The organism is Vibrio sp. 10N.261.46.A3 (assembly GCF_041472995.1).
Lineage (GTDB): Bacteria > Pseudomonadota > Gammaproteobacteria > Enterobacterales > Vibrionaceae > Vibrio > Vibrio coralliirubri.
The window spans coordinates 85,552-109,962 of sequence record NZ_JBFRRH010000074.1 but is presented as its reverse complement, the minus strand read 5'-3'; the positions used below and the strand labels follow the sequence as shown (position 1 = coordinate 109,962).

Annotated in this window: 19 protein-coding genes; 6 read left to right on the top strand and 13 right to left on the bottom strand. The window is 45.0% G+C overall.

The window, feature by feature from the left end:
* Nucleotides 1-6: 6 nt before the first annotated feature.
* From AB4484_RS18155 to AB4484_RS18125, 7 genes are all read right to left on the bottom strand, one after another.
* On the bottom strand, nucleotides 7-306 hold the full coding sequence (locus tag AB4484_RS18155) for a hypothetical protein (protein WP_372079611.1): 300 nt from the start codon (nucleotides 304-306) through the stop codon (nucleotides 7-9).
* Nucleotides 307-313: 7 nt separating this feature from the next.
* A complete protein-coding gene (locus tag AB4484_RS18150) occupies nucleotides 314-1,303 on the bottom strand; it encodes a LacI family DNA-binding transcriptional regulator (protein ID WP_333010468.1) in 990 nt (329 codons plus the stop codon).
* 95 nt (nucleotides 1,304-1,398) lie between these two features.
* On the bottom strand, nucleotides 1,399-4,770 hold the full coding sequence (locus AB4484_RS18145; protein ID WP_372079609.1) for a GH36-type glycosyl hydrolase domain-containing protein: 3,372 nt from the start codon (nucleotides 4,768-4,770) through the stop codon (nucleotides 1,399-1,401).
* 17 nt (nucleotides 4,771-4,787) lie between these two features.
* The gene (locus AB4484_RS18140) at nucleotides 4,788-5,912 is read right to left on the bottom strand and encodes an ABC transporter ATP-binding protein (protein WP_372079607.1); all 1,125 of its coding nucleotides are present in this window, start codon (nucleotides 5,910-5,912) and stop codon (nucleotides 4,788-4,790) included.
* A gap of 154 nt (nucleotides 5,913-6,066) precedes the next feature.
* Nucleotides 6,067-7,029, bottom strand: a complete 963-nt coding sequence (locus AB4484_RS18135) for a hypothetical protein (RefSeq protein ID WP_372079605.1) — start codon at nucleotides 7,027-7,029, stop codon at nucleotides 6,067-6,069.
* Nucleotides 7,030-7,044: 15 nt separating this feature from the next.
* Complete coding sequence (locus AB4484_RS18130) at nucleotides 7,045-8,337, bottom strand: hypothetical protein (RefSeq protein ID WP_231717422.1); 1,293 nt, start codon at nucleotides 8,335-8,337, stop codon at nucleotides 7,045-7,047.
* 418 nt (nucleotides 8,338-8,755) lie between these two features.
* Nucleotides 8,756-10,084 (bottom strand): MipA/OmpV family protein, encoded by a 1,329-nt coding sequence (locus tag AB4484_RS18125; RefSeq protein WP_372079603.1) that lies wholly within the window; start codon nucleotides 10,082-10,084, stop codon nucleotides 8,756-8,758.
* Nucleotides 10,085-10,165: 81 nt separating this feature from the next.
* Between AB4484_RS18125 and AB4484_RS18120 the strand changes: the two genes are divergently transcribed.
* From AB4484_RS18120 to AB4484_RS18110, 3 genes are all read left to right on the top strand, one after another.
* Nucleotides 10,166-10,651 carry a hypothetical protein gene (locus tag AB4484_RS18120; RefSeq protein WP_081228689.1) on the top strand — a complete coding sequence of 162 codons (486 nt, stop codon included), beginning with the start codon at nucleotides 10,166-10,168 and terminating at the stop codon, nucleotides 10,649-10,651.
* 24 nt (nucleotides 10,652-10,675) lie between these two features.
* Entirely contained in the window at nucleotides 10,676-12,703 is a 2,028-nt protein-coding gene (locus tag AB4484_RS18115) for an alkaline phosphatase family protein (RefSeq protein ID WP_372079600.1), read from the top strand.
* 147 nt (nucleotides 12,704-12,850) lie between these two features.
* A complete protein-coding gene (locus tag AB4484_RS18110; protein ID WP_048609171.1) occupies nucleotides 12,851-13,300 on the top strand; it encodes a TerB family tellurite resistance protein in 450 nt (149 codons plus the stop codon).
* A 33-nt stretch (nucleotides 13,301-13,333) separates the two neighbouring features.
* On the opposite strand, the gene AB4484_RS18105 is transcribed toward AB4484_RS18110, so the two are convergent.
* From AB4484_RS18105 to AB4484_RS18080, 6 genes are all read right to left on the bottom strand, one after another.
* A complete protein-coding gene (locus AB4484_RS18105; protein ID WP_019822532.1) occupies nucleotides 13,334-13,771 on the bottom strand; it encodes a hypothetical protein in 438 nt (145 codons plus the stop codon).
* Between the two features lie 5 nt (nucleotides 13,772-13,776).
* Nucleotides 13,777-14,481, bottom strand: a complete 705-nt coding sequence (locus AB4484_RS18100; RefSeq protein ID WP_372079615.1) for a transcriptional regulator — start codon at nucleotides 14,479-14,481, stop codon at nucleotides 13,777-13,779.
* Nucleotides 14,482-14,932: 451 nt separating this feature from the next.
* Entirely contained in the window at nucleotides 14,933-15,628 is a 696-nt protein-coding gene (locus AB4484_RS18095; protein WP_019822538.1) for a hypothetical protein, read from the bottom strand.
* Nucleotides 15,629-15,643: 15 nt separating this feature from the next.
* On the bottom strand, nucleotides 15,644-16,000 hold the full coding sequence (locus tag AB4484_RS18090) for an antibiotic biosynthesis monooxygenase (protein WP_050650137.1): 357 nt from the start codon (nucleotides 15,998-16,000) through the stop codon (nucleotides 15,644-15,646).
* Nucleotides 16,001-16,304: 304 nt separating this feature from the next.
* On the bottom strand, nucleotides 16,305-16,835 hold the full coding sequence (locus tag AB4484_RS18085; RefSeq protein ID WP_017068784.1) for a 3'-5' exonuclease: 531 nt from the start codon (nucleotides 16,833-16,835) through the stop codon (nucleotides 16,305-16,307).
* Between the two features lie 87 nt (nucleotides 16,836-16,922).
* On the bottom strand, nucleotides 16,923-18,461 hold the full coding sequence (locus AB4484_RS18080; RefSeq protein WP_372079595.1) for a diguanylate cyclase domain-containing protein: 1,539 nt from the start codon (nucleotides 18,459-18,461) through the stop codon (nucleotides 16,923-16,925).
* 348 nt (nucleotides 18,462-18,809) lie between these two features.
* Between AB4484_RS18080 and AB4484_RS18075 the strand changes: the two genes are divergently transcribed.
* The 3 genes from AB4484_RS18075 to AB4484_RS18065 all read left to right on the top strand — a co-directional run bounded on the left by AB4484_RS18075 (nucleotide 18,810) and on the right by AB4484_RS18065 (nucleotide 24,385).
* Nucleotides 18,810-19,442 carry a DUF2760 domain-containing protein gene (locus AB4484_RS18075; RefSeq protein WP_017091262.1) on the top strand — a complete coding sequence of 211 codons (633 nt, stop codon included), beginning with the start codon at nucleotides 18,810-18,812 and terminating at the stop codon, nucleotides 19,440-19,442.
* Complete coding sequence (locus AB4484_RS18070; RefSeq protein WP_372079592.1) at nucleotides 19,442-21,391, top strand: Hsp70 family protein; 1,950 nt, start codon at nucleotides 19,442-19,444, stop codon at nucleotides 21,389-21,391. Before AB4484_RS18075 ends, AB4484_RS18070 begins: the two co-directional genes overlap by 1 nt.
* A gap of 153 nt (nucleotides 21,392-21,544) precedes the next feature.
* Complete coding sequence (locus AB4484_RS18065; RefSeq protein WP_048617464.1) at nucleotides 21,545-24,385, top strand: Hsp70 family protein; 2,841 nt, start codon at nucleotides 21,545-21,547, stop codon at nucleotides 24,383-24,385.
* The last annotated feature ends 26 nt before the right edge of the window (nucleotides 24,386-24,411 follow it).

Below are 24,411 nucleotides of genomic sequence, written 5' to 3'. Positions count from 1 at the left end.
ATATGATCAAGAGACAGGCTCTAAGTAAGCGAGCTTACCCATCTTTGCGTATTTCGCTGGTTGATAACCAAATACACCTGCATATAGGTTTGGCACATCGCCTGCTGCCATGCGGGTTTCTAGGTTTTCATCGTTTGATACGACTACGTCTACATTGGGATATCTTTTTTTGAACTCAGGAACTAACTCAGAACGGACAAAGTCCATGTAGTTACCCACTGGGGTCATGACTTCGATACGGGTATTATCTGCGAGTGACACTTGCGAACTCAGCGCAAGCACACATCCAATCAACCACTTTTTCATAACTATCCTACAGAGTTTCACGTAAAATTAATGAGGTTGGCAAAATCGTTAATGCTTGTGAGTCTTTTGCTTTTTCATCAAGCGCATTAATTAATGTTGATGCTGCAAGCTCCCCCATTCCCTCTTTCTCATGGGTAACGGTGGTTAGACTCGGAATCATTAACTCTGCCATTCTTATATTGTCGAAACCGACAAGCTTCATTTCGCTCGGGATGTCTATTTCATAACGCTTCGCTGCGCGAATAATGCCAATTGCCATCTCATCATTGGCCGCAAATACGGCGTCGGGTCTCCGCCCCTGTTCCAATAATTCTTTCATCTGCTTGTAAGCGGTTTTTTCTGTGAAATCGCTTTTGATCAAATGGTGGCTTTTAACTGGCATATTGAAATAGCCCAAAGCTGAGATGTAGCCATCCAGTCGCTTCTTGCTATCGTATGAGTCGTCAGGTCCAGTAAAGAAGTAGATGTCCTTGCAGCCCTTGAGCACCAACTCTTTGGTTGCACTGAACGCGCCACCAAAGTTGTCGATTAGGATGTTGTAGATGCCAGGAGCACTTAACTCTCGGTCTAAAACCACCATAGGAAAATCCGGGCCCGCGACCGACTTTAGGAACTCCGTATCAAATGAATTGGTCAACACCACCGCCCCATCAACGACGCGATCTCGAATGTACTTGTGGGCCGTAGAGTCTTCGTTTCCATACATGCTACAAGCCACGACATCATAGCCACGCTGGTGACAGACCTTCTCGATACCTTTGACAAGCTCGCTGTAAATCGGGCCAAACCAGTTGTTTAAAAACAGGCCGATGGCATAGCTACGACGCTGCTTCAACTGCTTGGCATTGGTGTTAGCGACATAATTCATCTCGTTAGCAATATTGAGAACATGCTGACGCGTCTTCTCACTGACGCGATTACAGTCATTCATTGCGTACGAAACGGTTGCGATGGAAACATTCGCTTTTTTAGCTACGTCTTTAATGGTCACTTTCATTTCACTTATTTCCTTTAAGAGCCCAGCTCTTCACACCTTGCATTTTTCTCATACTCAGCCTTTGGGTTGGGCCCATCGCTGAGCCCAACAGATTATTAAAGGGAGATATGAAGGGTGTTTTCTTCACTACTCAATCTCTGAAGCAACCATTCGCGTGAGATCTTCGCACCACCAGAGCGATAGCGGTTCTCAGTAAGTTCGAATGGCACCACTTCATCATTTATCGAAATAGTTTTTGGAGTGTGTGAACCTTCAACCAAATCGATAACTAAGGTCACAGGCTTATCATCAAGCTCGAAGTGGATCTTCGCTTGACCAACTCGCGGAGAGATAACTGGATCAAGAATGAGATCGTTGTGCGCGAATCGAACACCAAATACATTAGAGATAAGTTGGTTCACGTAGATACCTGGACCACTTGAGTAGATTCTCCAGCCGCCTTTCACTGCAACGTCACCGTTTTTCACTTGATCAAAGTTGTCGTATGCCGTTGGTCTGTCATTGAACTTCGCATCGGAACTTGAGAAGTACGCATTCGACTGACGAAGCTCGGCATTTGGCACGTGGTCTTGAATACCTACTGGGATAATCTTGTATAGGTTGTCGAATACTGCTTCCGCATCGCCCAACTTACACAGTGCTTCGATGAATCGAATATGTGCGTGGCAGTATTGAAGACCGACTTCGCGGCCAAGGTTGGCTGCCAGTTCTGCGCGCTTAAAGTAGCTCTGCTTACCTGCTTTGTACTCGGCCATTTTATCCATCAAGCGAACACCGTCAGGGTGAACAAGGTTTTGCTTAATGATGTCCATGTGAGTGCTTGCCATTTCTGGGTCAAACACTTCTGAAATGATTGAGCGGCTTGCCGGCAATAGTCGGTAGCTGATACCCGTTTTTTGATCCGATGGGTGCAGCAAGTGTTCGATTTGCTTAACGCTACCCTCTTCATCGCGATCGAAGTGGATAAAGCCAGCAATCACACCATCTTTAATCAAGTAGTGGTGGTAATCGCTTTCCATCTTGTCTGCCAATTCCATCAAAGAAACGGCGTAGTCTTGATGTGCGCTGCCTTTAAGTGCTTGGTACATACCTTTAAGCGCTTGTAGCGTTAGTGGAATTGTCCACCCACTCACCATGTTCTCACGCAGTGATTGATTCGCTGGTTGTAACGTATCGTCCCAGTCGCCATCACCGTAGCAAGAGAGCGATGTACCCGGTACAAGGTTATCAAGCATATGCTGAATTTGAGTTTGTACGTGGTGCATTAAAGTGAAGTTGTTTTCGCTCTTTACAAAGCCCTCTTCTGCTAACGTGTAGGGCAGTTCAACATCTAGAATACTGATGTCGTCCGTGGTATTTAGGTAATCAGCTAGAGCTTTGAGCGGCCATACAACGATGTCACCGTGCGCTTCTTCTTGTTGGATAGTCGCGTATTGGTCAAACATGAACCATTGAGGCCAAGTACCCGTCTCTTGATACTGGTGGCTGTAGATCTCTTCTAGTACCGCTTTTGCCTTTGCGTATTCCTGCATCGACATAAACAGTTCGAATGGACCTTGAGACACATCGCGCGTCCCCCATGCAGCGCCAGAGTATTGCTCCAAGCCGTGTGGCGTTGAGTAGTGAACCAACGCGTTGTGAGTGAACCAGTTCAAACAGGTATTAATACGCTGACTATTTCCGTTATCTTCGCTGAAATCGACACTGAATCCTTTGGTCAAGGATTGAATACCTTTTTGGTATTGATCACTTTCCGCCTCAAACACCATAAATTGTGCTGTAGTATCTAGCGCATCGGTTTTTCCGCCAATCGCAATGGAACAACGGCTTTCAAGGGAACCGTTGAGTACCAGATACTCCACTGAATCAGAATCCACACGCCCGATCGTTTCCGCCGTTACATCTATGCCTGACACTGTAAGGCCATAGCTCAGCTGCGGCATGAATTGCTCAATCAGCTCGTTTTTGCCTGTCATTGTGAACAGGTCGCCATCTCTTACAATATCTACACAGCCTTCGCCTTCGTTGTTACCGAAAACAAGTTGGTGTGATACTTTGATTGAAAGTGGCGCTTCGATGCCATGCTTAGTGATATCCAGCTGGATCATTGGGTTTTGTGCACTTGAGAACGAAACGATCTCTAGGTAGCCGCCAAGTAGTTTATAGATCCAACGCGAATAGTTTTGGCCAGTTTCGTAAGCCGAAGGCATGCCCAATACGCGGCAGGTTCCTTCCACTTCAACCCACACTCTTTGCCCTGCATGAGTGAATTGGTTTAGCGGGTTTCGGCACACACCCAAGAGTTTGTTAAATGAGGTATTACCAAGCGTCAGCTGTGAGTTGAAAACGCCGCTAATGTAGTGGGTCGAGCTCATAATAGATTGCTGGTAATCTTGGTTGTTACCCGATGCAATCACATGGCCTGTCATGCGCTCTAGATGCTTCTCTTTTTCAGGCAAGGTCACGTACTTGTTGTCGCCATAAAAGAATGAAAGTAGCTCACCGTCTTTAACATCGGCGAACGTCTGAGTATCACCAAAGAACTCGGCAATCTCTTCCTTGCTCAGCTTTTTACCCTGCAGGTAGGCTCCCTTAGGTTTGTGTACACAAGATAGAGGCTCACGTTCCATCTCTTCAGACAGCGTTAGTTGAGCGTGCTTGGCTGCAATCTCGTCAAGTTCCAGAGGCTCACCTGAATTTGATTTCGGGAAATTAGGAGTGATAACACCATAGAAAACCACTTCTTTAGACGAGCCTGCTGTAAGCATGACTTCTTCAGTTTGAAGCGCGATATAGCCCATCTCATATTGATATTTATGGTTTTCTAGCTGAGGTGCGCCTAATGCAACGGCCTCACCTGTTAACTTGAACTCCTTACCAAAGAACTGGAAACCATCGGTGCTGTAGCCAACGACAGGAGAAAGAGAACCCAGTTGAATGCGCGGGTTGCCTGAAGATTGAGGCAAGTTCTGGCGGCTACAAACCACATAACCCATCTGGTTTTCAAAAATTTGATGATCTAGGTATTGAGAACAGTACAATTCATTAGTTTTAACCGCGCCTTCATCCGCGAGGCCAACATCCTGACCGTAAATCAAGTCGTAAGTCAGTGGCTGTGAAGAGAGATTCGTAATATTTACATCGTAGAAAAATGCATGGTCAACAGTTTTAATCGAGATAACGGCCTCGAAGTCTTCCGTTGTTGTTACCCACTGTAATGAACCATCGCTCTGCTTAAACCTTTCAATCTTGTTATTAAAAAAAAGTAATGGTGTGACATTTAATTTGCCTTCACCTTTAACGCGAAGAAATACATTCGAGATAGCCATTTCTGAGTCAGGCGTATCGAACAAAGACACCATTAAACGATCACTGCGAATTGCGCCTAGTACGCCATCTGCGTTGAACGTGAGGTTTAGGCTTTCATTGCCAACGCTCATTTGTGATCCAGGTTGAATGTGGTGCATAAAGTTTTACTCCAAACTTATTTTGATTCTGTGTAGTGGATGTTTTCTTGAGAAGCGTCATCAAAGACGTGGCATTTCTCGACTTGAAGTTGAATGTGACAATGAGTGCCGACATCAGGTGTTTGCTCTGTATCGAGTAATTTGCAAACCACCGGTTTATCGAAGATGGTGACATGTAAGTAGACTTCAGACCCTAGCTCTTCTTTCGCCTCAACTTTTGCAGGTAGCGTGTTGTGATTAGCTTGATTAGATACCGACAAGTGCTCTGGACGAATGCCAAGATGAACGCGGTGCCCTACCCACCCCTTCGCTTTATCTTGATGCGCTTGCGACAGTTCGATGGTGTGTTCATTGAGTTGAACGCACACTTTTCCGCTTTGTTCCAATAGAGTGCCTTCAAGCATGTTCATGGCTGGAGAGCCAATAAACTCAGCAACAAACTTGTTTTTTGGGTTGTGGTACACATTCATTGGTGTATCGACTTGCATGATTTGGCCTTGATTAAGGATGCAGACACGATCTCCCATGGTCATCGCTTCAACCTGATCATGGGTTACGTAGATCATGGTTGCTGGCTTACCCGACTCTTGAAGCTGGTTATGCAGGCGAATGATTCGGCGACGCATCGACACTCGCAACTTTGCATCTAGGTTGGATAGCGGCTCATCAAACAAGAATACATCTGGGTTACGTACCATTGCGCGCCCTAAGGCAACACGCTGACGCTGACCACCTGACATCTGCTTTGGCTTTCTATCTAGCAGATCCGTGATTTCAAGAAGCTCGGCTGCTTTGGTGACACGTTCTTTAATTTCTGCTTTTGATTTCTTTGCCGTTTCCAAACCAAAAGCTAGGTTTTCGTAAGCGGTCATGTGCGGGTACAGAGCGTAGTTCTGGAATACCATCGCGATGCCACGGTCTTTTGGCGGCAGGTCATTACACTCTCGGTCACCAATCACAAGCTGCCCATCGGTAATGCTTTCCAAACCCGCCACCATTCTCAGCATCGTGGATTTAGCACAGCCAGATGGACCAACAAGCACCATGAATTCACCATCTTTGATCTCTAAACTCACATCGTGAATAGCGTGGAAGCCGTTGTCATAGACTTTATTTACATTTTGTAGCGTTACTTTCGCCATGATTCTGCATTCCTATTTGTAAATGCGTTCACTATTTAGGTCACACCTTCCTTCGCGGTATATCCAAACAATAGTGCAAGTGGTTAAGTGTGGGATTATCCAATTTGCGTCTTTTGTAGCGAATCAGTAATCCCACGGTAACTAAAGTTGCTCGTTAGAACTTCCAAACAATCCCGACTTTGGAGAACCACACTAGTTGGTCACCAGTCCAAGGTGCCGTATCTGCGTGGCGATCTTTAACCTGAATATCTGCCAATAAGGAGAAATGTTCATTGATTGGTAAATCGGTGTATAGCGCATAAACATCATAGTCATAATGGTCGCGATTACTTGGATCTGTTCCCATATCTAACGTACCTCTTTCATAACGCAGCTCTAAGTAATTGCCGTTATCAAAGTTAAATTGCACTAGAGGCTTAACGGCAAACTCAACGTAGTTGAAGTCATTATGCTCCTCGACATAGATCACCTTTGCACCGATATTAATGCCGTTATCCAAGCGGTAAAGATACAAAGGTTCAGATTCAATAAACGCACCACGGCTACCCGGGCCTTGTCTTTCATCTTTGTAGCCAAACTCCGCACTCAGGTGTAAAAAGTGACGTCCAAAGCTCAGGTCAATACCCGGTTTTGCCATGTATTTGTCATAATGCCATTCACCGATCGTTTTTTCGTACGACAACATCAGGTTGTATGCAACGTTGTCATTTTGACGCCAGTAAAAACTTGGAATCAGCTCTGAATAATTACTCAATCCAGTACTTTCGCCTCCACGACTGTGATGTATCTCTTTAAATACATACCCCATGCTGAAGGTATCTGTCACTCGCGTAAAACCATCGGCGTAGATGTAGTGCAAAAGCTCTTCGTTTGGTTGGTTTTCATTATCAATATGTTCATATTCGATACCCGTTAGTGCACGCGTTCGAGGTGGCGCATTACTACTTTTGGCCGACTCCGTTTCCAGAATCAACTCGCGGTATTGATGGTCACTCCACAAACCCACTTCCACCTCTTCTTGCGCTTCATCAGCATAAGCAACGGATGGAATCGCAATTGCCATGAATGGGATAATGCTTGCTGCTTTGATAATGTTCACTGCTTTTTCAAAATTCACGACTCAAATCCTTTTCTATTTATTATTCGGTTCAAAGGTCTCGTACATATCCACGATGGCTGCGTAGTAATTTTTACTTTCTAGGTATTTACGCACATCTTTGTTGATCGCAGGTGAAAGGAAAGCACCCACGAACATCCCTTGATCAAGAGATAAGATTTTTGTCGAGGTTTCACCTTTGCCGTTAATCGCGTCATACCATCCATATGGCGTTTCTAGTTGTGGGTAGTAATCAATCACTGTGTTTAACAGACTGACAGCTTCAAATGGGTTCACCATGTAAGAAAGGGCTAGCGCATGAGGCGTACCAGTTTCACCACCTGCAAGGTCTGTGTTATTAAAACGGACTTTAGACTCTGATAACTGTGGAACTCCGAACGCAGCATAACCATCGTCAACAGTTGCGGCTGAAGAAACAAAAGGAATTTGATGCTTTATCGCGTGGTACTTCTGAATCTCAGTCATATCTTCAATCATTGAGAAATCAGGAATCAATGTTCGCTCTTCCAACCAGATCATTGAAAGCATGCCTTGGAAATAAGCGCCATCCCAAGTCAACATAGGCGAATATTTTTTGCCATCGAGGTAGTAGTCTTGCGTATATAACTCCATATCATTGAACGCAGTTTTCGGGACCGTATTTTCTGAGTTTTGAGTAATTAAGTGAGCCCAGACTGGGGCTAATCGACTCTCATTTGCTTTACGATCTATATGATATGATAGTGGCGCTTCTTTCTTCGTTGACCACCCAGAATAGAGCAGACCTCGGCTTTCATCATAGAGTGCTGACCAACCATCTGTTTGGCTCTTAAGAATAGACTCAACCTTAGCAACGACTTCTTTTTCGTCGGATTGCTTTGAGTCAAGATAAGCGCCGGCTACACCAGCAAGAGCAAATGCTAAGTTTGCGTTATCTACGGCGGGAACAATGCCATCTTTGTTTGGTTTCAGTTGCTCTCCCTCAATATCGTAAGGCCAGAAGAACAGACCTTTCCAAGTAGGAGCCCCTGCCAACGCATCCAGTGTTTCATGGATACGTATTAGTGCATCAGCATTGCCGTTTTTATGTGCTTCAACAAGCACATTTAGGTACAGGCCAATCTCTGTTGTGTTGACATAATAGTCGTGTTCAATCTGGCCATTTTTATCGACGAAAATCGTGTCGTATGGAACTTTGGCTTTTTGATCAACACCTACGCCATCAACAAAGAAGTCCAAGTTTCTTTGTAAATGTTGTTCAAACCCTACTGGGTAGAGCTGTGGATTAACGGTAAGCTCGGTGATTGTGACATCAGCGAACGCAGACATGCTAGCCATGAGGGTACAGGTAGCTAAAAGGCTTTTTTTTATCATTTCTCGTATCGACCTTTGTGTATAAACGTTTCACAACGGATATTCCCACCTGAGTAACATTGTCAGCAATGTGGTCATTTACCTTTTGTGATTATGGGATTACCCGAACAAAATTTAATGCTTAAACCTTTAAGCATTTAAGCTAAACATGTGAGAGAGTTATCATGTTTTCTGTAGATAAATAGAGAGCGAGTGAGGCAATATCGCTGTTACGGCAAGGTTACAAATAAAAAGGATACATAAGTCGTTTATACAAAAAGCAGAAAATACATTGATCACACCACTTTTGTGAAAGCCATACAAAACAAGCCAACCCCGTAAACGGAAGTTGGCTTGTATGACGTTAAACTGAACTTTAAACTACAGGTTGTCGTTAAAACTCATATTGGAAGTAAACCGTGTTGTAGTTACTGCCGCCTTTGATTCGTCCGAACTGGGATGCGTTTTCAAAGATTGCAGAACGGTGATGCAATGAGTAACCGAACCATAAATTGTTCAAGTCATTCTTACCGACCAAGTCGCCTACGTTGACATCAAATGAGAAGTCTAAGTAGTTCAACAGATGGCTGGCGGTGTACCCTTTGCGGTCCATCTCAGAGCCTTCGATATACGTAATCGAATCGATGTAAGACATTCCTTCTGCCACACCAACACGCCACTGAGTTGGCCAATCAAAGGTATAGTACGCTTTGATTGCGATGATGTATTCAGTGCTGCTTGATTGAACGTCTGAACTCCAGTGATGCGCAATACCTGGGGTCAAATAGATGTCCAATGGGAAGCCGAAGATCTCATCGGTTAACGGGTGTCCATAGAAGAATGACGTCAGCTGGTTATTGTATTCGTCTTTCTCTGTATTGAACTTCATGATGTCGCCAATATTGGATGGCGTTGCCCAGCCGTGTGCGACACGTAAATACGGCGCATTGCTCAGCTTAGGTTTCGGCGCTTTCTCTTTGTCGTTAAAGAAGCCAAAGCCAAGGTACAACTCACCTTGATAACGATCTTCAACAATCGACGAGTCGTAAGCGTTATCGTCCAATCGGGTCACACTGGTTGAACCCAATAAGTACAAGTTTGAAACCACATGGTAACGCGTTTCAACACCAACATTTAAGTCCACACCGGCACCGATGGTTTCATTAGACGCAGAGTAATACTCACTGTTGAAGTCAGCACTTTTATAACGAAGTGTCGCGCTCGGGTAAAACTCCCAATCTCCGGTTTCATACTTAGCTTTAGCTCGTAAGTTACCGTGGAAGTTGTATTCACTGTCGCTCATTAATTCCGTCTCGACAGACCAAGAATCATCAAGTTGGTAGGTCAGTTGAGCACCAAAGTCCGCCGTGTCGCCTTCAATCGCGTTCTGCTCAGATGCAGGAATATCAATAAAGCGCATGCGAGAGATAGCATTGAAAGACCACTTTTCATCGTCAGTTTGATAGAGGTATGCCCCCATCTCGGTACCGTCAATGAACACATAATCGTTCTTAAAAAACAGCATCGGTACGAATGAGCTAACCGATTGGTCACCACCAGACGTGTCATAAGGGATGCTCGCAGTACGGAACATTGCAGCGATGCCCCACTCTTGCTCTTCAGCGGCCCACGCATTAGCACTTAAGAAAATGCTACTTAGGAAAGCACTACCTAGTAAAACCATCCCAGATAAAGGGAGAGTCGGTAAATATTTGAGCTTCATTCTTATCTAATAACTCTTTGTAATAAATATTGTGTTACTGAATAGACATTTATTAACCATGACGGCTAACTATTTTTAGGTTTGCTCGGCATTGACCGTTACAATGTAGAATATTCTCGGTTAAATGAAAGTATTGTGAAAGTCTCCGAATTACAAAACATTATAGATCACTTACCCAAAGATTCCGATCCAGATATTGTTATGGGTGAGGCGTGGTTGCCCGAGCGTTTGGTGGATACCAACCTAGACGGTGACATGCTATTTCTTGAATTCGATAATGCCCCTGAAGACAACCAAGGGGATGAAGAAGGCCGTGGTTTTGTTGAACACGAGATTGCTATGATTCGTGAAAAGCTCGAACTGTTATTAGACGAGCCTTCCGATACCAAGACCAAAGCCGATGCCCTATTGGCAATATTTCTAATGGGCCATGAACTTTCTAGCTCGGAAGTTATCGAAATACTTGAATCAACAGAATCTGACTCAGTAGAACTTGAAGTATCAACGCTTGAAACCACAAAGCCAGACACGAATAAGCTCGAAACAAAAGAGCACCACGACGACTAACCACCAACGATTTTAGGTACCGTATTGAAACCCTCTACGACATCATCTCTTCCCCTGTTACTCGCCGGACCCATTTTAAGAAAAACCACCGCGACTGAAGTGGTACTTTGGTTAGCCACCAGCTCGCCCCTTACAGGCAGAGCCGAGCTTCATGTTAAAGAAACAGACATTTCTGAAGCAGAACAAGACCAGCCGTTTTATACCTCATCGCTTGAAGAGCATGATTCGATTCAAGTCGGTACGCATGCGTGGGTAACACTAATTCGCTTACAAGGTGAATTTCCGACTAATACGCGGCTTGAATATGACATTCACACAGAGTCAGGTTCACTAAAAGAGCTCGCCCCTCACCTTGTTTACAACGGTAAATCTCGCGTTGAGTTTAAGATATCGACCTCGGCTGATTACATTCTGCATGGATCTTGCCGTAATCCGCATCATCCAAGCAAAGACAGCCTAGTCGCAGCCGACAACAAGATGGCCGAGCAAACCGTTGCAGAAAGACCCGATATGCTGATGATGAGCGGCGATCAGATCTACGCCGATCATGTGGCAGGCCCAACACTTGATGCTATTCAGCAAGTGATTCAACTGCTTGGCCTTGTCGGTGAGAGCTTACCGACTGACTCGCAAATTAAACAAATCAACAGCAGTGACGCTCTGTATAACAGTGAATACCACTTATACCAGCGTCATTACTATTTGCCGCACCACACAGCTTCAGAATCCATGCTCGACAAGTTCTTCCCGAATCGTGGCGTGCCGATTTTTAGTTCTACGGATTGTGAAAACCACTTAGTCACGCTGTCTGAGTTTATCGCGATGTACTTGTTGGTTTGGTCTCCGACACTTTGGCAATGCGTCAATCGAGAACGTTTAATTGAGAATAACTTCACTCAAGGTGGACGCCAATTAACACCGACTGAGCAGCAACAATGGCGTGATGAAAGCGTCATCATGGATGATTTCATTGCTGGCTTACCGCAAGTGCAACGTCTGTTCGCGCATATTCCAACGTACATGATCTTCGATGATCACGATGTGACGGATGATTGGAACCTTACCGTGGGTTGGGAGCATGCCGTCGACCAAAATCAGTTCGCGACCCAAGTCATTGGTAACGGCCTTGCGGCTTACTGGATGTGTCAGGGTTGGGGTAACAAACCGGAGAGCTTCGACGAAACGTTTATCGAGCAAGCAAAACAGCTTTTTGTCGCTCAACCGCTCATTGCTAAACAACCGCGCATTAGTAAACAAACTCATAATGAAACCGGCAATACAGCGACTACTCACTCTATTGACAACATCGAGCCAGACAAGCATCGAGCCTTTATTGAGATGCTGAGTCGCTTTGAAGAGTGGCATTACACAATAGATACCTCACCCAAAGTCATTGTGTTAGATACTCGTACGCGTCGTTGGCGTTCAGAATCACGCATGAATAAACCTTCAGGTTTGATGGACTGGGAAGCCCTGATTGAGTTTCAACATCAGTTAATGAATCAAGATAAAGTGGTGATCGTTTCTGCTGCGCCGATGTTTGGCGTGAAGTTTATTGAAACACTGCAAAAGATGGCGACCACAATCGGCAAACCATTAGTGATTGACGCTGAAAACTGGATGGCACACCCGGGCAGTGCTAATACGCTGATCAGCATCTTTACCCATACCAAAACACCAACCAACTTCGTGGTGCTTTCTGGTGACGTTCACTACTCCTTCGCTTATGACATCAAGCTTAGGTATCGTCGCAACAGCCCGAACATCTATCAAATCACCTGTAGTGGTATTAAAAATCAGTTCCCTGCTCCGCTGCTCAAATTCTGCGATGTATGGGACCGTCTGTTATACAGCCCTCGCTCAGTTTTGAACTACTTCACTAAGCGTAAACGCTTGAAGATCGAAAAGCGAAGCCCCGACAATCAAACCTTCTATCGCCTTTCAAACCGCAGTGCGATTGGAGAATTGAGGCTAGACACTGATGGGAAACCGCAATCGATCACGACACTCAGTGGCGACGGTAAAATTACCCGTTTCCCAGAGCCCGATTGATAAAATGCTCCTTATCGCTCGCGTATCCGTAATGTCAGTTTTTAGTAAAGACGCTTGCGATCACACTCTGTAGACCCAATAGTTATGGTTATAGTTGATAGCTATCAGCGTTACGGAACCCGATACAAATTTTAACTGGAGCTCGTTATGTTCAATTCTCTCACATCAATGTTTAAACAATTGATTGAAGGCCAGGACCTAAGCAAAAACCAAGGCACATCACCTAATATCGCCATCGCGAGTTTGTTGTGTGAAGTGGCGGGAGCCGACCATCAGATCAATGAATCAGAAAGAGTCGCTAAGCTACAGCTTCTGCAGCGTTTGCTGGATTTAGATGAAGAACAAGCAAAGGTGCTGCTCGCGCAAGCAGAGCCGAAAGTAGAGCAATCAGTATCGCTGTATGACTTTACATCGCAACTTAGAGACCTATCTCAGCCGGTGCGAATCGACTTAATCAAAGCGATGTGGGAAGTGGCGCATGCCGACGGGGAAATTGACCCTATAGAAGACTCTGTGATCCGTAAAACAGCAGAACTGCTCTACGTCGACCACAGTGACTTTATCAAAACTAAGCTGAACGTCCTCGGTAAAAGCTAACCACAGGCTTTCTATTCACGTTAAGCCTATGTATTAACGTAATCTATCACCATGCATGATGCCTTTAAGTTCTAATGGCGCGCCTTTTTTCGTTACATAAAGGCCGCGCTGATTCGATACCAACACACTGCGCTTACCTTGGGTTTGTTGAATATATAAGTGCTTGATATTGAATGTCTGTTTATCTTGGGCCTGCTCTTGATCCAATTGATAAAGGTAATAGTGATTCCCCCAGCGTAAGAACACACCAAACATTTGCTTGGTTTGAGCGACATTCCCATCCATGTCGTAACCAATGTACTGCATTTTAACTCGACCATTTTCCAATCGAAGTGAGATTTTCTCCCAGCCTATCATCGGGTATTCTGCGGTGAATTTATAAGTACTTTTGGTTGCGAGCCCAGAAATTAAGCCTACATTTAGAATCACAAAAAGCGTCAACAAGATAGGCATCCAAAACTTACGATTCATATCGGCTATCCTCGCTCATCGTCATTGTCGTCATCACAAGAGAGCGATTTAAACTGATGGCTCATCTCTTTCCAGCGCCCGTTTATCAAAGCAACAGCTTGAATGTTCTGACACCCAACGCCAATGCGATGCAGGTAGAGTGACTCAACACCGAGTTCTGACACAGTATTCAACTCAGTTAAAAGCTCTTGATCAAAATTCAAACTGTCGTGATAAACATCCATGCCGTGATAACTCGTCTTATCCATAAAAAAAGCAAACTGATAAAACAGCATGAGAAGAAACGCGCTGACTAATATTCCGGCGATACGAGAGCGATGACGCGCGACAAAATGCTGCACCTGACGCTGTTTATACGAGTCTGGTTGCTTCGTTAAGGCTGGCTCATTTTCATCGTCGCCACGTTCAGTACTCGAGCTCTTTGATGCTGAGGTTACGTTAAGCGCTTCACCTTTAGGCGCTTCATATTGAGGTACTTCAACTTGAATAGCCGAGGTGGGTGTAGATAGGTAGCCACCGATCTGTTGAGGTCTACTAAAACTGTACCCTTCCTTTTGCACCGTTAGAATTTTGCAATCACACTCAAGTGAACTTAATGCTGTACGAATATTCTTCACTGCAACATTAAGCGAACTGCCCGTCACCACCCTGCCCGGCCAACAATGCTCAAGCAAGAAGTCGCGCCCCACAGCTTTGGGGCTGTTCTTCACTAGGAACTCAAGAATCAAGGCTTCTGAGGGAGACAAAGTCACCCGCTTGTCCAAGTTCGAATCAATGAGTGTGTTGTTAATCATCTCGATACCCGAAGCGTCTAAGATGATTTTTTCAGGGCTACTGGCGTTCATTTCGGCGAGGTGTTCATAAATAAAAAGGTCATCAAAAAGGTGTTTGTTTGGTCGAGCTAATGCCAAGCCATACATAGAAAAGAATAGTGATAAGTTTAGCCAATAATTAAGCCAAATATAAGCTCAGCAAGTAACAAGAATAAAATAACAATAAGGTGAGTGAGTCACGCAGACTCACTCACCTTAGTACAAAGCCTAGCCATTAAAACAACTAATGAGGTCTATAGAAAGAAAGCTATATCGATTGATTTTGATAATTCTCGTTTTCGATAGCTTTCATTTTCTCTAGTTCTTATTGTCTATAGATCTCATTTATTTATAGATCTAGTTTAAAGCCCAGTTCACTGACCATGACTTCAGCAAAGCCTAGCTTTACTGCATTCAACTGACTGGCAACTTCGCGAGCTTGTTGTTCATTTTTAGCCAATATTGCCATTGAGTAGATTGGTCTGATCATCGCTTTTTGGTTTGGCTTCTCTTGGGCTATTTCTTGATGTTTTAAGTAAGCAGACGTGATCACGCCTTGAGCGCTCCAATCGACAACCATTTGTAAATCTTGGCTGATAATCTCATCGACAATGAATTGATTCTCAGGCTCTGTCCAAGCGAGTTCGACTGCGTAGTTTTTGAAAGCGACTTCAGTGTTTAACCACTTATTACCGATGTCTCTGATTTCAGTCACCTCGACAAGCTCTTTAAATTGGAATGGTAAGTTACCAATCAACTCTCGAACGTGCTGTTCACTGTCCGCTTCAATCACAAACTTGATGATCGGAAATTTCTTATCTCCGACAAAGCTTTCTGATACGAACATGTCGTGGACCAAGCCTGCATCAACTAAGTTAGCAAAGGCTTTTTGCTGATGAGGCATTGCCTCAAATACCGCTTGAGCGTCATCGGTTTTCCAAGCCACTGACACGCCGTATGCCGCAGCATGGCTATAGCTAGAGAATAGAATCGCTGAAAATAGAAAGCTAAAAATAGCTAAAAAGGTTCCTCGAATTGTTTTCATTATGTGGTTTCCTAATTAGTCGCGAATAATTTCATACAAGTTAGGGTCAGCAGAAACCCCTTCGATTTTTAAAGGTGGTAGCTCTTTTCTCATCACTTGTATTGCATCATGGAATTGCTTCTTACTTTCCCATTCAGCAACATTGATAAAGCGGTATGTCGCGTCCGAGCTTAAAGAGCGGTGCAATTTGGTAGAGATATATCCGGGTTGCTTCACCAATACATCTCGCGCATCTTCCCAATACGTTAATGTCGCGGCTTCATGGGCTGGCTCGACTGAAAAAGTGTTAATCAATACAACGGGTTGTGCCGAAACCAACGCACTTACGCTTAGTGCCCCCAGTACTAAACCATACTTAATTATGTTCTTCATCCTAATCTCCTTGTTTGGGTGAGCTAACGCTATCATCTAGCTCTGCCCAATCAAGGCTGCAACCTGCGATTTAATATTAATTAAAAAGCTAAATTTCAAACCAATATTATTCACTCGTAAAATAAGCGATGTAGCCATTCACTATTGATAAACCACTCGCTGAAATGAGTTTTCTTTTGAACGGAATTTTCCTTGAATTACAGGCACAAAAAAACCACCTAATAAGTAGGTGGCTTTGATTTGGATAACTCACAACAATCTGGCTGGTTTCAGTTTTTAACCGAGCGCCGTTTAATGCAAACGACTACAGCATCGTCAGCGTTAGCTTAGCCAAGTTATAAGCATCGACATAACCCGAGTGCTGACGACCTTCCCACTCAATGTTTTTCGCTTCTTGAGCGGCGCGGTGACCAATACGTTTGTCTTTCAATCGATTCTGAACTCGATAAAGCGTCGCGATATTCAAGAACTCGCTGAACGGAGGTTCGATGCCTTTTTCAATGCACTCTTTGTGTAAAATGAGGTCGTCACGTCCCCACGCTGCATAGATTTTTTTTGGACCACCGAAGTTCTTAATCATCGACTTGATGACAGACTCTAATGGGCGACCCTGCTTTTCGATTTTGCGAGGTGTAATGCCCGTTAACTCGGCACAGAATAGAGAGACTTCGTCTTTCTCTGGCTTAACGTAGTATTGTGCTCGCTTCACGATAGTGCCGGATGCTAGATCAATCTCAGCAAGACCAACTTCAATGATCTCCCCTGTTGTTCCCACACCGTCTTCGCTCCAACAGCACATTTCCAAATCGAAACACACCACTCGATTGTGATTCATACGTCGCCTAATTCTCTCGTCAAAAATTTCGTGAAATTGTACATGAGCCCAATACAGAACTCGACCCTAGTTGTATCAAGTGCTCATTTAGCCTGCAATTGTCACTCGATTTCGGCCATTCGACTTACTTTGATAGAGCATGCTGTCTGTTTTTTGCAGAATCTCTTCCGTGTTTTCGTTGGCACGAATGGCAGCACCAATACTCAAAGTACAACTTAGCTGCCGACCTTTGTGCTCACAATGAGAGTGGCTCACTGTACTTAGAATGCATTGTAAATATCGGTCTAGGGCTTCATGGTTTGTAATACTAGAAATGATACAGAACTCATCTCCACCTATACGAAACAGGTTATCACCCTCTTTCAGGCTCACTGAAATCAACTTAATCACATGAATGAGTAAAGCATCCCCAGCTGGGTGGCCGAATTGGTCGTTAATGCCTTTGAACTTATCGACATCAAATCCGATAAGACTAAAGGGTTCATTTCGCTGTATCGCTTTATCTAACATCTTATTAAAAGCGCGTCGGTTATAAACTTCCGTAAGACTGTCATGGTTGGCTAGAAAACGAAGCTCTTCTGTTCTTTTATCAAGCATTTGATACAAACGCTCTTTCTCTCGGATTTGCATGTTAACGATATACGCCAACAACAAAGAGATGGTTGTCCCCACCAAAACAATTCCGGTTAATACCAAATAGCCATAGAAAGAGATGCATGAATCTATTTTGTAATCGACTTTCCAATCACGGTTAGTCAATTCAATTGTCTTTGTTATGTGGTGGCCAGAAACAGCTTCATAACCCTCGGTTTCAAACAGGATTGGGGAGTCTTCTGCTTCGAAACCCGTATCAGTAACACGAATATAGACATCCATGTCGCCCACTGCCGAAGCCAGTAAGTTTTCAAAGTAATAAGTCGTGCGAACCACACCAATCACAACGCCGAGCAGGTTGTCGCTTTCCCCCTCAAATACAGGGTGATAAACCAGCATACCTGTCTTTGGTGTGTCTTGATCTAAGCCGTCTTGAAGCAAGCGAACTTTGTCTGAAATATTCGCTTTACGCGTCTGTTTAATATTATCTAAAACCAGCTTGAAGCGCTCACGAGAAGAGTAAAAGCCAAGAACATTGTCGTTTGCTTGTGTGTTTGGATACAGGTCACTAGCAATGAACGCCGGCTCGCCATCTAAGATGTAACCAAAGGTTTTTGCTTCATGTTTTGGAATCGTGAACAGTTCGTAAGACGGGTATTTTTCTTTCATCTTAGCGGTATGCTCGGCAATCTCGTCTGCCGGCACTTTTTGCATCCACTGTAAGCCGATTAAGCTTTTTGAGTCATTAATCGTTTGCTGAGCAAAACGGTCAAATTTATCCCAGTTTTCAGGTTCGTTAGAATAGAAAAAATTAGCACCTGAACCGATATAAGCCACATCATTGGCGATAAACGCTTCCAAGCTCAATGTCTGGTGAGTAGCAAAGCTATCCAGATTCATATTTAGCGCACGGTTTTGGTTGAGTGCGACTAATATAAAACACAACACAGTAATCAAAAAACTGACCGAAAATACGACCAATGGGAGAGTTCGTCTCTTCAACCCGGTTAGTGGGTCGGTTGTGTGGGGCATGTTGCTTCCAAATAGGCTTTAATGAGTTAAAAGTATATAACGGAAGGGAATGATGCTCCATTTAAGTTTGGTTTTAAAAATGACATATAATGGGCATTGTTTACCTCGCCCTTACATCGGCGACCAATATTCGACCGAATCTCGACTAAATTTCAAGCTAACACACCAAAAACCCACTTGATTAAAAACATTAAATACCACTCTTAAGCCTTGAATATGCTAGTATCCATCCATATTTATAGCTTGAAAGTGACCGTTTCGGCTTAGTGCCAATGAGTTTCTTTCCAACCTGTATATTCCTTTGAACCGACGAATATACCGTTAAATCAATTTTAAAGAGAAATCACTATGATCGTTGATTTGAACCTAATCCCACAAACGTTTGATATGCTTCACGCAGGCCTAACTGCATCAAGCGTTTTACTACTGCTAATTGCCGTTTCTCGTAAAACCAAAGTGGTTGAGAAAGTCGTAGAAAAACCAGTAGAAAAGATCGTTGAAGTTGAAAAGCCAGTTGAGAAAATTGTCGAAGTAGAGAAAGTAGTAGAAGTTGAACGTGTGATCGAAAAAGTAGTCGAAGTTGAATCTAAGCTTGCTACAGCACCAACAGACTCAGCAATGCAACTACTGTCTATCATGCAGCAAGAAGCACGCTTAATTGACTTCCTAAAAGAAGACCTGACGTCATTCTCTGATGAAGAAGTTGGCGCAGCAGCTCGTGTTATTCACACTGGCGGTCAAAAAGTATTAGCCGATTACGTAACGCTGTCTCACATCCGCACTGAAGATGAAGAAACACGTATCACTATCGCTGAAGGTTTCAACCCTCAAGAAATTCGCCTAACAGGTAATGTAACGGGCAATGCACCGTTCAACGGCACACTGGTTCACAAAGGTTGGAAAGCAACTGACATGAACCTGCCTAAGCTTGCTGAAAACTACGATGCATCTGTAATTGCACCGGCAGAGGTGGAGCTATAATGGAACACCAAAGTCATTCAGCTCAAGAGCTATCTTCTCAAGAGCAAAATCAAGCACCTAAGTTCAGTGTTGGTATCGATTTAGGTACTACACACTGCGTTTTGTCTTTCATCGACACAAGCAATGAAGACGCTCGCGTTGAGGTAATGCCAATCCCTCAACTGACGGCGCCAGGTACAGTAGAAACTCGCAGCCAACTTGGCTCGTTCCTTTACCAACCACACGAACATGAAATGAATGCGGGCTCTCGCGTTCTTCCTTGGTCTTCAGAGCCGAAAGCGCTAGTGGGTGCAATTGCTCGTAACCTTGGTTCTAAAACCCCTATCCGTTTGGTGGCAAGTGCAAAATCTTGGTTATGCCACGGTGGTGTTAACCGTCGCGATGCTTTCCTTCCTGCAGGCAGCCCTGAAGAAGTTGAAAAAGTCTCTCCGCTTAAGACAACTGAATTGTACCTTGAGCACCTTAAAGACGCATGGAACCACGCAAACCCAGAACACAAACTGGCAGACCAAGATGTAACGATCACGGTTCCTGCTTCGTTTGATCCTGCGGCTCGTGACCTAACAGCAGAAGCTGCACGTAATGTTGGTTTCACTCACCTAACGCTTCTTGAAGAGCCACAAGCTGCTCTTTACAGCTGGATTGATAACAGCAACGACACATGGCGTGATGAAGTAAACGTTGGTGACATCGTTCTTGTTGTCGATATCGGTGGTGGTACAACTGACCTTTCGTTGGTTGAAGTAACACAAGATGACGGCAACCTAAGCCTGAACCGTATCGCAGTAGGTGAACATATCCTACTTGGCGGCGACAACATGGACTTAGCACTCGCTTACCGTCTGAAAATGAAACTGGCTCAAGAAGGCAAAGAGCTGGCTCCTTGGCAGGTTCAAGCTATGACTCACGCATGTCGTGATGCAAAAGAAGCACTGCTAAACGATGCTGAACTGCAATCTGTGCCTATCGTTGTTCCAAGCCGTGGTTCTAAACTGCTTGGCGCAACACTGAAAACAGAACTGACTCAGCAAGAAGTACAACAAACATTGGTTGATGGCTTCTTCCCGAAAGTGGCCGTGACTGAACACCCAGTTCAAAAGACACGTGGCGCACTGACTCAAATGGGTCTGCCTTACGCTCAAGACGCAGGTATTACTCGTCACATTGCCGCATTCCTTTCTAAGCAAGCGAACGCGCTTTCTGGAAACAGCGAAACGGCTCAGCAAGATTTCAACCCCTTTACAAACATGCCAGGTATGCCAGGTGCAGAAGCGCCAGCGGCAGACTTCATCAAACCAACAGCAATCCTGTTCAATGGTGGTGTTCTAAAATCGAACCTACTTGCTGATCGTCTTTCAGATACGATCAACGAATGGTTGATCAATGCTGACGAAGAGTTCGCAAAACAGCTTTCAGGTCTAGATCTAGACCTAGCAGTTGCAAGCGGCGCTTCATACTACGGCGCAGTTCGTCGTGGCCAAGGCGTTCGTATCCGTGGCGGTATCGCTTCTTCTTACTACGTAGGAATTGAAAGCGCGATGCCAGCAATCCCGGGGATGGCTCCTCCAATGGAAGCACTGTGTGTTGCCCCATTTGGTATGGAAGAAGGTTCAAGCGTTCAAGTACCTAGCCAAGAGTTCGGTCTAGTGATTGGTCAGCCAGTTCACTTCCAGTTCTTCGGTTCAACCATTCGTCGTGAAGATGAAGCGGGTACGCACCTTGATCACTGGGCGCCTGAAGAGCTTGATGAGCTTCCTGAAATCCAAGTGACACTGCCGGTTTCTGAAGGCCGTCGCGAAGGTGAAGTCGTTCCAGTAACTTTGGCTTCTCGCGTTACTGAGCTAGGTACCTTATACCTAGAAGCGATTGCTACTGACAACGGTCAGAAATGGCACGTTGAGTTCGACGTTCGTGAAGACTCGAATAACGACTCAAACGAACAAGCATAATGAATCAACGGCACCTTAGCGGGTGCCGTTTCTTTATCAATACGGTTCTCAACCTAGTCCTGCCTGTTTCTCAGGAATGACGTTTACGAATAACAACAATAAGACCAAAGCTATCAAAAAACTGGTCATCACTCTGGAAGAATAAGGTTTTGTATGGCAACTCCTCGTTTTTTAGTCGGCATTGACTTAGGCACAACCAATACGGTTGTCGCTTACTGTGAAATCAACGACGACCTACAACATGCTCCCGTTTCTCTTTTCGATATTGACCAACTCATCGGCCCCGGTGAAGTGGTTCGCAAGCCCCTACTTCCATCCTTTCGTTACCACCCAGCACAAGGTCAAATCTCCCCTTCAGACCTGACAATGCCGTGGGAACCAAGCCCCGTTGAAGGCGATATTAAGAACGTTATCGTCGGTGAATGGGCTCGTGAATTAGGCGCTAAGGTTGAAGGCCGCCAAGTATCGAGTGCTAAGAGTTGGTTATCACACCAAGCGGTTGATCGTAACTCCGACATTCTGCCTTGGGCTGGCGCAGCTGATGTCGATAAAGTCTCGCCAGTTGTGGCGAGTGCAAGCTACCTCAACCACATTCGCCAAGCATGGAACTACCGTAACCCGAGCAACAAGCTGGAAGACCAAGACGTTGTGGTTACCGTTCCTGCTTCCTTCGATGAGACCGCACGTAAGCTGACACTTGAAGCGGCAGAACTGGCGGGCTTAGGTAAGATTCTATTACTCGAAGAGCCGCAAGCCGTTTGTTATGACTGGTATGCCCGTCACCAACAAACCGCAGCAGATGAACTTCAACAAATCCCGCTGATTCTAGTGTGTGATGTTGGTGGTGGTACCACCGATTTAAGCTTAATTGAAGCCAAATTCGATGCGAATAGCGACGGCAATAACGAGCTCGCACTCGACCGTATTGGCGTTGGTGAACACTTGATGCTAGGTGGTGATAACCTCGATTTAGCACTTGCTCACCTCGCTGAGCAACGCTTCAATCAAAACAAAAAGCTGAATGCTTCTAGCCTAACCAAACTGATTCAGCAGACTCGCGCCGCAAAAGAGAGCCTACTTTCTGCCAATGCACCCGATGATGTGAAGATCACCATGCTGGGCAGCGGTTCTAAACTGCTTGGCGGTACTAAGAGTATTGGCTTAACCAAACAAGAAGTTCATCAAATCGCATTGGAAGGTTTCTTCCCGCTTTCTGAGTTTACTGAAACACCCGACAAACGCCGCAGTGCTGTGGTTGAGTTTGGTCTGCCTTACGTGGCTGACCCTGCGGTGAGTAAACACGTTGCAGAATTCCTAGCAACACACCAACAAGTATCTAAAGCCGCATTAGAAAACTCAGACTCTATTGAGTTCGATGACACCAAACCTGCAATTCCAGTTGGCGTGCTGCTCAATGGTGGTGTGTTTAACAGTGAATTGGTCACTGAACGAATCACACAGCTACTTGGCAACTGGAACGGCTCTCCAATCACAGTGCTTGATAACCCTCATCCAGATTGGTCTGTTGCCCTTGGCGCGGTCGCCTTTGGTAAAGCCCGCCGTGGTGCACAACTGAAAATCGGTGGTGGTGCCGCTCGTTCTTACTTCTTGCATCTACAAGAGAAGAACAAGATGGGTAAAGCGCTTTGTCTGCTTGCCAAAGGTACTGAGGAAGGACAAGAGATACGCTTAAACAGCCGTCGTTTCTCGCTGACTTTAGGCGAGCCAGTACGATTTAATCTACTGACTTCAACACACGATCAAATAGCTCACGACACCGCCATTCAAAACGGTGTGATGGTCAATGTGGATGCCGACTTGTTCTCCCCTCTCCCACCGTATATTTCTACGTTGGAAGGCTCAGGTACAGCAGAACTTCAAGCCAACCAAAAAGAGCGTGTTGAAGTGCTGCTCGCTTGTCAGTTAACCGAAGTCGGCACACTGAAAATGGAGTGTGTGAGTACAGAAGATGACTCTAAGCGTTGGTTGCTCGAGTTTGAAGTAAGAAACAAGCAAGGCGATGAATCTGATACCTCCGCGCTTCACCCAAGATTGGAAGAGTGTAAGGAATTGATTTCTCGCCTCTACAGCGGCAACAAGAAGAGTGCTGAATCGAAAGAGATCAAAACGCTATCGAAAGATCTTGAGAAGCGACTAGGTAAACGCGATGAATGGGATTTCACGACCCTTCGTCATCTGTTTGATACCTTCTCACTAGGTCGTAAACGTCGTCGCCGCTCAGAAGCACACGAGAAGAACTGGCTGCGTTTGGCGGGGTACTCGCTACGTCCTGGCTTTGGCGATCCGACTGACTCATGGCGTATCGAACAAATTTGGGGCCTTTACCAACAGAACATTCAGTTTAAGAACCACCAAGGCTGGACAGATTGGTGGGTATTCTGGCGCCGTGTCGCTGGTGGATTAAACCAAGAACAGCAAGAGAGTATCTTGGCGGACATCGCTAAATACCTTCACCCAGGTGCAATGAAGAACCCTAAGACGGCCAAAGATGCGCAAGACAATGGTTATGAAGCCATGGTTCGTTTAGCAGCGTCGCTTGAGCAACTTGAGGTTGAAGACAAAGTACTGCTGGCAAGTTGGTTCTTAAGCAAGGCGATTAACCATAATCAGTTTGAGCAAGCGCACTGGTGGGCGCTAGGTCGATTGGCTTCAAGAACACCTTTGTATGGTAGCCAACACAGCGTGATTCCTAGAGAACAAGCTGAACAATGGTTACCGAAACTGCTTGAGCAGAACTGGCATAAAGAGCAGATGATCGCCTTTGCCGCAGTGATGATTTGTCGCAAAACCGGTGACCGTCAGTTTGATATCTCTGACGACTATCGTAATCAAGTGATTGAGAAGCTCAAGCAAAGCAAGGTACCTGATTCATGGTTAACACTAGTGAGTGAAGTGACTGAGCTTTCTGAGAGTGAATCTAAGCGTGTGTTTGGTGATGCGTTACCAAGCGGATTAAGCCTAATCAATAACTAGGTTTGAAAACGATTAGCTTTCGTTGC